Annotated in this window: 12 protein-coding genes; 9 read left to right on the top strand and 3 right to left on the bottom strand. The window is 70.5% G+C overall.

Annotation, left to right across the window (positions count from 1 at the left end):
* Positions 1-23: 23 nt before the first annotated feature.
* Complete coding sequence (locus tag ELQ39_RS13270) at positions 24-632, bottom strand: hypothetical protein (protein ID WP_190005264.1); 609 nt, start codon at positions 630-632, stop codon at positions 24-26.
* A 327-nt stretch (positions 633-959) separates the two neighbouring features.
* Between ELQ39_RS13270 and hemL the strand changes: the two genes are divergently transcribed.
* The 7 genes from hemL (at position 960) to ccsB (ending at position 8816) form a co-directional block, all read left to right on the top strand.
* Complete coding sequence (hemL, locus tag ELQ39_RS13265; protein ID WP_242591995.1) at positions 960-2276, top strand: glutamate-1-semialdehyde 2,1-aminomutase; 1317 nt, start codon at positions 960-962, stop codon at positions 2274-2276.
* A gap of 41 nt (positions 2277-2317) precedes the next feature.
* Entirely contained in the window at positions 2318-2965 is a 648-nt protein-coding gene (locus tag ELQ39_RS13260; RefSeq protein WP_190005321.1) for a histidine phosphatase family protein, read from the top strand.
* A gap of 154 nt (positions 2966-3119) precedes the next feature.
* Positions 3120-4397 carry a hypothetical protein gene (locus tag ELQ39_RS13255; RefSeq protein WP_242595604.1) on the top strand — a complete coding sequence of 426 codons (1278 nt, stop codon included), beginning with the start codon at positions 3120-3122 and terminating at the stop codon, positions 4395-4397.
* A gap of 77 nt (positions 4398-4474) precedes the next feature.
* Entirely contained in the window at positions 4475-5134 is a 660-nt protein-coding gene (locus ELQ39_RS13250; protein WP_190005262.1) for a TlpA family protein disulfide reductase, read from the top strand.
* A gap of 1 nt (position 5135) precedes the next feature.
* Positions 5136-5909: a cytochrome c biogenesis CcdA family protein gene (locus ELQ39_RS13245; protein ID WP_242591994.1), complete on the top strand. Its 774-nt coding sequence runs from the start codon at positions 5136-5138 to the stop codon at positions 5907-5909.
* Between the two features lie 4 nt (positions 5910-5913).
* Positions 5914-7707 (top strand): cytochrome c biogenesis protein ResB, encoded by a 1794-nt coding sequence (resB, locus tag ELQ39_RS13240; RefSeq protein ID WP_242591993.1) that lies wholly within the window; start codon positions 5914-5916, stop codon positions 7705-7707.
* Positions 7704-8816, top strand: coding sequence for a c-type cytochrome biogenesis protein CcsB (gene ccsB / locus ELQ39_RS13235; protein WP_190005259.1), 1113 nt, complete (start codon positions 7704-7706; stop codon positions 8814-8816). The genes resB and ccsB overlap by 4 nt, the downstream gene beginning before the upstream one ends.
* 79 nt (positions 8817-8895) lie before the next feature.
* Here ccsB and ELQ39_RS13230 read toward each other — a convergent pair whose 3' ends face one another.
* Positions 8896-9213, bottom strand: a complete 318-nt coding sequence (locus ELQ39_RS13230) for a PLD nuclease N-terminal domain-containing protein (RefSeq protein WP_190005258.1) — start codon at positions 9211-9213, stop codon at positions 8896-8898.
* 66 nt (positions 9214-9279) lie between these two features.
* On the opposite strand from ELQ39_RS13230, the gene ELQ39_RS13225 reads away from it, so the two are divergent.
* On the top strand, positions 9280-10737 hold the full coding sequence (locus ELQ39_RS13225; protein WP_190005257.1) for a menaquinone biosynthesis decarboxylase: 1458 nt from the start codon (positions 9280-9282) through the stop codon (positions 10735-10737).
* Complete coding sequence (gene mqnP, locus ELQ39_RS13220; RefSeq protein WP_225626947.1) at positions 10734-11639, top strand: menaquinone biosynthesis prenyltransferase MqnP; 906 nt, start codon at positions 10734-10736, stop codon at positions 11637-11639. Before ELQ39_RS13225 ends, mqnP begins: the two co-directional genes overlap by 4 nt.
* A 4-nt stretch (positions 11640-11643) precedes the next feature.
* Here mqnP and ELQ39_RS13215 read toward each other — a convergent pair whose 3' ends face one another.
* Positions 11644-12246, bottom strand: a complete 603-nt coding sequence (locus tag ELQ39_RS13215) for a rhomboid family intramembrane serine protease (protein ID WP_242591992.1) — start codon at positions 12244-12246, stop codon at positions 11644-11646.
* Positions 12247-12297: the final 51 nt, after the last annotated feature.

The following is a 12297-nucleotide window of genomic DNA, read 5'->3' as shown; positions in this document are numbered from 1 at the left end:
CCCTTCTCACCGATCCGTCAAGGTCACGGCCACACCAGGCAGTACGGCTGATGCCCCGCCTCATGCAGCCGGTGGCTGAAGTCCTGCCACTCGTGCAGCAGCTGGTAGACGTTGAACGCGTCGCGCGGGCCGCCGCGGTCCGGGACCGTCGACCAGATGAAGGCCGCGGCGCCGACCGCTTCCTCGCCTATGTCCCGCAGGGGGTCCACCACCGTCATGGGCAGCTTCACGACCGCGTAGTCCGGGTGCAGGACGACCAGCTCGAGCGGCGGCACCTTGTGCAGGGGGACGCCCTCGATGCCCGTGAGCACCATCGCGGCCATGGTCTCCGGCTTGATCTTGGTGAACATGCCCCCCATGCCCAGCTCGTCCCCGCCGAGCTCTTCGGGACGCATGGAGATCGGGACGCGGGCGGCGGTGGCGCCGTCCGGCGCACCGAAGTACTTGTACGTCACCCCCACCCGACCACCATTCCTGCTCCCCGCCCCGTTCAGAGGGCCGATCCGCTCCGGCTCGCCGTGTGCACGACGCGTCTGATCCGATTCCTCCGCTTCGCGTCGGTGCCTTCCCCGCCGGGCACGTCGAGGACCCAGGTCGTCGGTCCCCTCGCCCAGTCCGCCACCGCGATGCATATCTCCACCCGACTGCTTTTCTAGGACGCGTGGCCCCCGCCGCGCAACCCGATCATCGTGACAGTGACCTCCCCCACGGCCGCCCGCCGAAACGTGCGGTGAAACATCCGTCCGCGAGATCTTCGCGGGCCCCGGCCGCCCCTGCCGTGCGAGCTGTGCGCACCAGGGGTCAGTTTCGCAGATCACGGCCGGTCCGGGGCCCGGATCGGCAGGTCGTCGGGGCGCGGACGCCGCGGCGGGCCCCTGGCCTACCCTGAAACGAGTCACAGCAGCCGCAGCCCGGCGAGATACCCGGGACGTCGGAAAAGGTCGGAGAAGTCGCAGGTCATGAGCGAACTGCCATATTCGTACGAAGCCCCAGCCTCGCAGGCGCTGTTCGATCGTGCCGCGGCCGTCACTCCGGGTGGCGTGAACTCACCGGTGCGTGCCTTCCGCGCCGTCGGCGGCACGCCCCGGTTCATGGTCTCCGGCTCCGGGCCCTACCTGACGGACTCCGACGGGCGCGAGTACGTCGACCTGGTGTGCTCCTGGGGGCCGATGATCCTCGGGCACGCGCACCCCGAGGTGATCGCCGCCGTGCAGGAGGCCGTCGCGCGCGGCACCTCCTTCGGCACGCCCGGTGAGGGCGAGGTCGCGCTCGCCGAGGAGATGGTCGCCCGGATCGAGCCGCTGGAGCAGGTGCGGCTGGTGTCCAGCGGCACCGAGGCCACCATGTCGGCGATCCGGCTCGCCCGCGGCTTCACGCAGCGCACCAAGGTGGTCAAGTTCGCCGGCTGCTACCACGGGCACGTCGACTCGCTGCTCGCCTCCGCCGGCTCCGGCGTGGCGACCTTCGCGCTGCCCGACACCCCGGGCGTCACCGGTGCGCAGGCCGGCGACACCATCGTGCTGCCGTACAACGACCTGGACGCCGTGCACGCGGCGTTCGCCGCGCACCCGGGCGAGATCGCCTGTGTGATCACCGAGGCGTCCCCGGGCAACATGGGCGTCGTCCCGCCGCTGCCCGGCTTCAACCAGGGCCTGAAGGACGCGTGCGCCGCGAACGGCGCGCTGTACATCTCCGACGAGGTGATGACCGGCTTCCGTACGAGCCGCGCCGGCTGGTACGGCGTCGACGGGGTGCGGCCCGACCTGATGACCTTCGGCAAGGTCATGGGCGGCGGCTTCCCGGCCGCCGCGTTCGGCGGGCGCGCCGACGTCATGGCGCACCTCGCCCCGGCCGGCCCCGTCTACCAGGCGGGCACCCTCTCCGGCAACCCGGTCGCCACGGCCGCCGGGCTCGCCCAGCTGCGGCTGCTCGACGACTCCGCGTACGAGAAGGTGGACGCGGTGTCCGCGCAGATCCGGTCCCTCGTCACCGAGGCGCTGACCAAGGAGGGCGTCGCGCACACGCTGCAGAACGCCTCCAACATGTTCTCCGTCTTCTTCACGGAGAACCCGGTCCGCGACTACGAGGACGCCAAGAAGCAGGAGTCGTTCCGCTTCACCGCGTTCTTCCACTCGCTGCTGGCGAACGGCGTCTACCTGCCGCCGTCGTCCTTCGAGTCCTGGTTCGTGTCCACGGCCCACGACGAGCGGGCCGTCCAGCGCATCGCCGACGCCCTCCCGGCGGCGGCCCGAGCAGCGGCGGAGGCCACCGCGTGAGCCCCGAGAAGAAGCCCGAGGACGTCACCGTCGTCCATCTGATGCGGCACGGCGAGGTCGAGAACCCGGACGGCGTCCTCTACGGCCGCCTGCCCGGCTACCACCTCTCCGAGCTGGGCCGGCGCATGGCCGACCGGGTCGCCGAGCACCTGGCTCCGCGCGACATCGTGCATGTCGGCGCCTCCCCGCTGGAGCGGGCGCAGGAGACGGCGGAGCCCATCGCCAAGGCGCACGGCCTGGACATCGCCACCGACCGGCGGCTGATCGAGGCGGAGAACGTCTTCCAGGGCAAGACCTTCGGCATCGGCGACGGCGCGCTGCGCCGCCCGGCCAACTGGAAGCACGTCGTCAACCCGTTCAAGCCGTCCTGGGGCGAGTCGTACGTCGACCAGGTGGTGCGCATGATGGGCGCGCTGGAGTCGGCGAAGGACGCGGCGCGCGGCCACGAGGCGGTGCTGGTCAGCCACCAGCTGCCGATCTGGATCGTGCGGTCCTACGTGGAGAAGCGCCGGCTGTGGCACGACCCGCGCCGCCGCCAGTGCACCCTGGCCTCGCTGACCACGTTCACCTACCGCGGCGACAAGATCGTCTCCGTGGGGTACAGCGAGCCCGCCCTCGACCTGGTGCCCGCGCATCTGCGGGCGGGCGCCAAGCCGGCGAAGGGCGCCGGCAAGGCCTACGGCGCGTGACACCCGTGTGAGGGCGGTGCGCCGTCCTCACGGGATTTCGTTGCGAAACCTCCGCATCCGACGGGAACCTCCCTCTTCGTCAAGTCCTCTGAACGGGTGACCACTCAGGGACATGACGAAGGGGGACGCCATGCGCGCTCTCTCCCGCAGGGGAATGCTCGGGCTCGGCGCGGGGGCCGCTGCCGCCGTCTCCTTGGCCGGCTGCGGCGGCCACACGGGCTCCGACGGATCGGCCCCCGCCGGCGGTTCCCGCCCGGGGGCCGGCGAGGGCACCGCCTCGCCGGGGCCGAGGCCGACCGCGACGGTCCGGCCGATCGGCGACGGCTCCACCTCCTTCACCGGCAAGCAGCCCCACCAGCCCGAGCGGCCCGTGCCGCTGGAGCCGGGTCAGACGCCCCCGCAGTTCGTGGTGTTCTCCTGGGACGGGGCCGGCGAGGTCGGCAACGGGCTCTTCCCGCGCTTCCTCGACCTCGCCGAGGAGCACGGCGCGTCCATGACGTTCTTCCTCTCGGGGGTCTATCTGCTCCCCGAGTCGAAGAAGCGCCTCTACGACCCGCCGAACAACCCGCGCGGCGCCTCCGACATCGGCTACCTCACCGACGCGCACATCAAGGACACACTGCGGAACCTGCGCCGTGCCTGGCTCGAGGGCCACGAGATCGGCACCCACTTCAACGGGCACTTCTGCGCCGGCTCCGGCAGCGTCGGCAACTGGACGCCGAAGCAGTGGCGCAGCGAGATCGAGCAGGCGAAGTCGTTCGTGAAGAACTGGCGCACCAACTCCGGGTGGACCGACGTGGAGCCCCTGCCGTTCGACTACGACAAGGAACTGGTCGGCGGCCGCACCCCCTGTCTGCTGGGGCAGGACCAGTTGCTGCCCACCGCCCGTGAGCTGGGCTGGCGCTACGACGCCTCCTCGCCCGGCGGACGCCAGGTCTGGCCCTCGAAGAAGCAGGGCATCTGGGACCTTCCGCTCCAGCAGATACCTTTCCCCGGACGGTCTTTCGAGGTCCTCTCGATGGACTACAACATGCTCGCCAACCAGTCGCTCAACTCCACCAACGCCCCGGCGCACAACTACCCGGCCTGGCGGAAGCAGTCGGCGCAGGCGTACATATCCGGCTTCCAGCGGGCATACGAGACAAATCGTGCACCCTTCTTCGTCGGCAACCACTTCGAGCAGTGGAACGGCGGCATCTACATGGACGCCGTCGAGGAGGCCCTGAAACACATCGCGCGCGCGAAGGAGAAGGGCGGCGACGTGAGGATCGTCTCCTTCCGGCAGTTCTGCGACTGGCTCGACGTGCAGAAGCCCCAGATGCTCGACCGGCTGCGCACCCTGGACGTCGGCCAGGAACCCACCGGCGGCTGGCAGGCGTTCACCCGTGACCTCGCAGGCAGCACGTCCACGAGGGCCGCCGACCCCGCCTGAGATGCGGGTTTCCGCCCTAGGCGGGGTGCGCAGGGGGGTGCGCAAGATCCCCGGAACGGACATGCGAAACTTTTCACATGAGTGCCGCCAGCCGCGCCCCCCAGCGCTCGAACCGAGCCGCGCAGAGCTCGTACCGCGCCGCCCGTGCCGTGCGTGCCCGCCGTCGTGCCGCCCTGGCCGCCGGCGCCGCCGCGGCCGCACTGCTCCTCACCGCCTGCGGTGACGGGGGCACCTCCGGCGGTGGCGGCGACACCGGCTTCGTCACCGGCACCGACGGCATCTCCACCGTCCCCGCGGGCAAGCGTGTCGCCGCTCCCGACCTGTCCGGGAAGACCCTCGAGGGCGAGCAGCTCGACGTCGGCGACTACAAGGGCAAGGTCGTCGTCCTCAACGTCTGGGGCTCCTGGTGCAACCCGTGCCGCGCGGAGGCCAAGTACTTCGCGAAGGTGTCGAAGGAGTACGAGGGCAAGGACGTCCAGTTCGTCGGCATCAACACCCGCGACGGCAGCACCACCGCCGCGCTCGCCTTCGAGAAGGACTTCGGCATCACCTACCCGAGCCTGTACGACCCCACGGGCAAGCTGATGCTCCGCTTCGAGAAGGGCACGCTCAACCCGCAGGCCATCCCCTCCACCCTGGTGCTGGACCGGGAGGGCCGGGTCGCCGCCCGCTCGCTGACCGCCCTCGACGAGGAACGGCTGCGGAAGATGCTCGAACCGGTCGTCGCGGAGAAGTGACGTGACGGCCCTGCACACGCTCGCCGCGGAGACGGGCTACAACGGCACGGTGCTCAACGGCGCCCTGCTGGTGGCCCTGCCCATCGCCGTGCTCGGCGGACTGGTCTCCTTCTTCTCGCCCTGCGTCCTGCCGCTCGTCCCCGGCTACCTCTCCTACGTCACCGGCGTCTCCGGCACCGACCTGGCCGAGGCCCGGCGGGGCCGGATGGTCGCCGGCGCCTCCCTGTTCGTCCTCGGCTTCACCGTCGTGTTCGTCTCGGGCGGCGCCTTCTTCGGGTACTTCGGGCAGACGCTCCAGGAACACTCGGGCGTGCTGTCCAAGGTGCTCGGCGTCTTCATGATCCTCATGGGCGTCTTCTTCATGGGCCTGATGCCCTGGCTCACCCAGCGGGAGTTCCGCTTCCACAGGCGCCCCGCCACCGGTCTGGTCGGCGCGCCCGTGCTCGGCGCCCTCTTCGGCATCGGCTGGACCCCCTGCATCGGGCCCACCCTCGCCTCCGTCCTCACCCTGTCCGCGCAACAGGAGAGCGCCGGACGGGGCGCGGTGCTGACCGTCGCGTACTGTCTCGGACTGGGCGTGCCCTTCGTGCTCGCCGCCGTGGCCTTCCGCAAGGCGCTCGGCGCCTTCGGCTGGGTCAAGCGGCACTACGTCTGGGTGCTGCGCATCGGCGGGACGATGATGATCGCGACCGGCGTGCTGCTGCTGACCGGCGCGTGGGACACCCTCGTGGCGGAGATGCAGACCTGGTCCAACGGCTTCACGGTGGGGATCTGACCCGATGAGCGACACCACGACGGACAACACGAAGACCGGTGACGACCAGGACCTCGGCGCCGCCGGCTCCCAGCTGTCCACCGCCCCCGTGGAGGACGCCCCCTCGCCCAACCTGCCCGCCCTCGGCGTGATCGGCTGGGCCCGCTGGTTCTGGCGGCAGCTCACCTCCATGCGGGTGGCGCTGCTGCTCCTGCTGCTGCTGTCGCTCGCCGCGATCCCCGGCTCGCTCATCCCGCAGACCGGCATCGACGAGACGCGGGTCGCGGACTTCCGTGAACGGCACGACGTCCTCGCACCCGTCTACGACAAGCTCGGCCTGTTCCACGTCTACAGCTCGGTGTGGTTCTCCGCGATCTACATCCTGCTGTTCGTCTCCCTCATCGGCTGCATCGTGCCCCGCACCTGGCAGTTCGTCGGCCAGCTGCGCGGCCGCCCGCCGGGCGCGCCCCGCCGGCTGACCCGGCTGCCCGCGCACACCACCTGGCGCACCCCGGCCGGCCCCGAGGAGGTCCGCGAGGCCGCCCTCGCGCTGCTGAAGAAGCGCCGCTTCCGCGCCCACGTGGCCGGGGACGCCGTCGCCGCCGAGAAGGGCTACCTGCGCGAGCTCGGCAACCTGGCGTTCCATCTCGCGCTGATCGTCATGCTGATCGCGTTCGCCTGGGGCCAGCTCTTCAAGTCCGAGGGCAACAAGATCGTCGTCGAGGGCGACGGCTTCTCCAACACGCTCACCCAGTACGACGACTTCAAGTCCGGCAACCTCTTCACCAACGACGACCTGGAGCCGTTCAGCTTCGACGTCAAGGAGTTCACCGGCACCTACGAGCGCTCCGGCCCCAACCGCGGCACCCCGCGCACCTACGAGACCGAGGTGACGTACACCGAGGGCGCCGACGGCGAGGAGAAGAACGCCGTCATCAAGGTGAACAAGCCGCTGGAGATCGGCGACGCCAAGGTCTACCTCGTCAGCCACGGCTACGCGCCCGTCGTGACCGTCCGCGACGGCAAGGGGAAGATCGTCTACCAGGACGCCGTGCCGCTGCTCCCGCTCGACAACAACGTCACCTCCAACGGCGTCGTCAAGGTCCTCGACGGCTACCGCAACCCGCAGGGCAAGAAGGAGCAGCTCGGCTTCCAGGCCTTCTTCGTGCCGACCTTCGGCGGGTCCGCGAGCGGCACGATGCTCTCCCAGTTCCCGGCGCTGGACTACCCGGTGCTCGCGCTCAACGCCTACCACGGCGACCTGAAGGCCGACTCCGGCATTCCGCAGAGCGTGTACCAGATGGACAAGACGAAGATGAAGGAGTTCAAGGACGCCGACGGGGAGCTGCTGAAGAAGCTGCTCACCCCCGGCGAGACCATGACGCTCCCCGGCGGCGCCGGCTCGATCACCTTCGAGAAGGACATCAAGGAGTGGGCCGGCTTCCAGGTCGTCCAGGAGCCGGGCGGCGGCTGGGCGCTCGGCGGCGCCCTCACCGCGATCGGCGGGCTGGCCGCCTCCCTGTTCGTCCAGCGGCGCCGCGTGTGGGTGCGCGCGGTGCGCGGCGACGACGGCGTGACCGTCGTCGAGATGGCGGGCCTCGGCCGCAGCGAGTCCGCGAAGGTGCCCGAGGAGCTCGGCGACCTCGCCGCGATCCTCTACGAGCGGGCGCCCGGCGCGCCGGACGCCGGACCGGACGGCACGGCGGAGCCGGACGCCGCACCCCCCGAAGACCCCGGAACGCCTGCCGCGTCCCGGACCACCACCTCCACCGACCCCGACTCTCAAGCCGTGCCTGCCGAAGGGGCTGAGCAGCAGTGACTCTCGCCGCCGCGACCAACGAGAACCTCGCGGAGATCAGCAACGTGCTGATCTACTCCGCGATGGCGGTCTACACCCTCGCTTTCTTCGCGTACATCGCCGAGTGGCTCTTCGGCAGCCGCAGCAAGGTCGCCCGCACGGCGGCCGCGCTCACCCCGAAGAAGGCGACGACGGGCACGGCGCCCGCCGTGACCGTGAAGCAGGGCGGCGGCACCGCCGTGCTGGAGCGGCCGAAGGTCACGGTCCGCGCCGCGTCCGGCTCGCGCGACGTGCCGGACGGCCCAGGCGCGCACGGCGGCGACGAGCAGGGCGACCTCTACGGGCGTATCGCCATCTCCCTCACCGTGCTCGCGTTCGCGCTGGCGTTCGGCGGGGTGCTCACCCGCGCGCTGTCCGTCGAGCGGGCGCCGTGGGGCAACATGTACGAGTTCAACATCACCTTCTCCACGACCGCGGTGGGCGTGTACCTCCTGCTGCTGGCGCTGAAGAAGAACGTGCGCTGGCTCGGCCTGTTCCTCACCACGTCGGTCCTCCTCGACCTCGGTCTCGCCGTCACCGTTCTGTACACCGCCAGCGACCAGCTGGTTCCCGCCCTGCACTCGTACTGGCTGTACATCCACGTCTCCACGGCGATCCTGTGCGGCGCGGTCTTCTACGTCGGCGCCTTCACGACGGTCATGTACCTCTTCAAGGACTCGTACGAGAACAAGCTGGCCGGCGGCGGCAAGCCGGGCAGCTTCGCCACGTCCTTCCTGGAGCGGCTGCCCGCGGCGGCCTCGCTGGACAAGTTCGCCTACCGCGTCAACGCGGCCGTCTTCCCGCTGTGGACGTTCACGATCATCGCGGGCGCCATCTGGGCCGGCGACGCGTGGGGCCGCTACTGGGGCTGGGACCCCAAGGAGACCTGGTCCTTCATCACCTGGGTCGCCTACGCCGGCTACCTGCACGCCCGCGCCACCGCGGGCTGGAAGGGCCGCAAGGCCGCCTACCTGGCCCTGCTCGCCTTCGCCTGCTGGCTGTTCAACTACTACGGCGTCAACATCTTCGTCAACGGCAAGCACTCCTACGCCGACGTCGGCCTGGGCGCGCTGCAGTCCGTGGGCTTCTGAACCCGCGTACCACGAAGGCCGGTTCCCCGTGACGCACGTCACGGGGAACCGGCCTTCGTCGTCCGGGCGGTGAGCCGGATCAGCCGCGGTCGCCGTCCCCCGGCCTGTCGTCCTTGTCCTTGTCCTCGTCCAGCGACTTCAGGAACTCGGGGTTGTCGTCCGGGGCGACCCACTGGGCGCGCCCGCCGCCCCAGGCGGAGCGGCCCGCGCCGGCGGGCTGCCGCTTCTTGCCGGCGATGATCCAGGAGATCGAGCCGACCAGCGGGAAGAGCAGGACGAGGATCGCCCACAGCGGCTTCGGCATGTGCCGGATGTCCTCGTCCTTCGTGCTGATGCAGTCGATGAACGCGTAGACGCTCAGGGCCAGTGGCACGAGGAACATGAGCACCCGAAGCATGGGCCTCTCCAGCGAAAGAGGTGGGCGGTACCGGTCCAGCGTAGCCGCTCGGGGATACTGGACCCCATGGCTTACGACGATCTTCGCTCCCTGCTCAGGGCGCTGGAGCGCGAGGGCGACCTCAAGCGCATCAAGGCCGAGGTCGACCCGCATCTGGAGGTCGGTGAGATCGTCGACCGGGTGAACAAGGCCGGCGGTCCCGCCCTGCTCTTCGAGAACGTGCGCGGCTCCTCGATGCCCCTCGCCATGAACGTCTACGGCACCGACCGCCGGCTGCTGAAGGCGCTCGGCCTGAAGTCGTACGCGGAGATCGGGGAGAAGATCGCCGGGCTGCTGAAGCCCGAGCTGCCGCACGGGTTCGTCGGGGTGCGCGAGGCGTTCGGGAAGCTCGGCGCGATGACGCACGTGCCGCCGAAGAAGGTGAAGTCGTCCGACGCGCCCGTGCACGAGGTCGTCCTCACCGGCGACGACGTGGACCTGGAGCGGCTGCCCGCGCTGTTCACCTGGCCCAAGGACGGCGGCTCCTTCTTCAACCTGGGGCTCACCCACACCAAGGACCCGGTCAGCGGCGTCCGCAACCTCGGTCTGTACCGCCTCCAGCGCCACGACAAGCGCACCATCGGCATGCACTGGCAGATCCACAAGGACAGCCGCAACCACTACCAGGTGGCCGCACGCCGCGGTGAGCGGCTGCCGGTCGCCATCGCCTTCGGCTGCCCGCCGGCCGTGACGTACGCCTCCACCGCGCCGCTGCCCGGCGACATCGACGAGTACCTGTTCGCCGGGTTCCTGCAGGGCAAGCGGATCGAGATGGTCGACTGCAAGACCGTCCCGCTCCAGGTGCCCGCGCAGGCGGAGGTCGTGATCGAGGGCTGGCTGGAGCCCGGTGAGATGCTGCCCGAGGGGCCCTTCGGCGACCACACCGGCTTCTACACCCCGCAGGAACCGTTCCCCGCGCTGACGATCGACTGCGTGACCATGCGGAAGCGTCCGCTGCTCCAGTCGATCGTGGTCGGCCGCCCGCCGACGGAGGACGGGCCGCTGGGCCGCGCCACCGAGCGCTTCTTCCTGCCGCTGCTGAAGATCATCGTCCCGGACATCGTGGACTACCACCTGCCCGAGGCCGGCGGCTTCCACAACTGCGCGATCGTCTCGATCGACAAGAAGTACCCCAAGCACGCGCAGAAGGTGATGCACGCCATCTGGGGCGCGCACATGATGTCGCTGACCAAGCTGATCGTGGTCGTCGACTCCGACTGCGACGTGCACGACCTGCACGAGGTGGCCTGGCGGGCGCTGGGCAACACCGACTACTCCCGTGACCTCACGGTCGTCGAGGGCCCGGTCGACCATCTCGACCACGCGTCGTACCAGCAGTTCTGGGGTGGCAAGGCGGGCATCGACGCGACGAGGAAGTGGCCCGAGGAGGGGTACACGCGCGACGGCGGCTGGCCCGACATGGTCGAGTCCGACCCGGAGACCGCCGCGAAGGTCGACCGCCGCTGGAAGGAGTACGGACTGTGACCTCGGCCTCCGCCGCCCTCCCGCAGCAGCCGGGACGCACCAAGGCGTTCCTGCGGCTGGTGATGATCGAGCACTCGGTGTTCGCGCTGCCCTTCGCCTACATCGCCGCGCTCACGGCGATGTACGAGTGGGACGCGAACATCCACTGGGGGCGGCTGTTCCTCGTCACCCTCGCCATGGTCGGCCTGCGCACCTTCGCGATGGCCGCCAACCGGATCATCGACCGCGAGATCGACGCCCGTAACCCGCGCACCGCGCACCGTGAGCTGGTCACCGGGGCGATGTCGGTCAAGCACGCCTGGACCGGCGCGCTGATCGCCCTCGCCGTGTTCCTCGGCGCGGCCGCCCTGCTCAACCCGCTGTGCCTGGCGCTCGCGCCCGTCGCCGTGATCCCGATGGTGGTGTATCCGTACGGCAAGCGGTTCACCGACTTCCCGCAGGCCATCCTCGGGCTCGCGCAGGCGATGGGCCCGGTCGGCGGCTGGCTGGCGATCACCGGGTCGTGGTCCTGGGACGCGGTGGTCCTCGGCCTCGCGGTCGGCATCTGGATCGGCGGCTTCGACCTGATCTACGCCTGCCAGGACGTGGAGACCGACCGGGAGATCGGCGTGAAGTCCGTCCCGGCCCGCTTCGGCATCCCTGCGGCGATCTGGGGCGCCCGCGCCTGCCACACCGTGACGACGGCCCTGTTCGTCTGGTACGCGGTCCTCACCGACGCCGGCGCCTTCTTCTGGCTGGGCCTGCTGATCGTGGCCGCCGCCTTCGTCTACGAGCACACCATCGTCCGCCCGCACGACCTGACCCGCCTCAACCGGGCGTTCTTCAGCGTCAACGGGTTCATCGGCATCGCGCTGTTCCTCTGCGCGCTGCTGGATCTGCTGGTGCGTGGGCTGACGGTGTAGCCGTCTAAAGGACCGGCCGCGGGGGCTTCGCGCGGCGGCGGAGGAGGAAGGCCGCCGCCACCCCCGCGGCGAGACCGATCAGATGGCCCTGCCAGCTGATGCCGGACTGGGTGGGGGCGAGGCCCGCGAGGATCGAGCCGCCCCAGACCGCGGCCACCAGCACGCCGGCCAGCACGCCCAGGGGACGGCGCTCCACGAAGCCGCTGACCAGCAGATAGCCGAACAGGCCGAAGATCAGGCCGGAGGCGCCCGCGGTGTTGCTGTCCGCCGGGGATGTCAGCCATACCCCCAGGCCGTCCACGACGACGATCAGCGCGCACACGGCGAGGAACCGGCGTATCCCGCCGAGCGCCGCGAGGAAGCCCAGCACCAGCAGCGGCACGCTGTTCGCCGCCACGTGGGAGAAGCCGAAGTGGATGAACGCCGACGGGACCACGTCCACCAGCTCGGACGGGGTGCGCGGCACGATGCCGTAGCCGTCCAGCGCGTGGCCGGTCGCGACGTCGACGACCTCGAGCACCCACAGCAGCGCCACCCAGCCGGCCATCAGCACGGCGGCGGCCCGCACCCGCTCTCCGCGTGACCACGCGGGACGCGTGTCCGTCATCGTCCACCCCCACCGCCGGGCCGTTGTGAGGGGGAACGCCCGGAGACCCTG

Origin of the sequence: Streptomyces sp. GB4-14 (assembly GCF_022696125.1) — a bacterium.
Taxonomy (GTDB): domain Bacteria; phylum Actinomycetota; class Actinomycetes; order Streptomycetales; family Streptomycetaceae; genus Streptomyces; species Streptomyces werraensis.
This window is presented reverse-complemented; position numbering and strand designations above follow the sequence as displayed.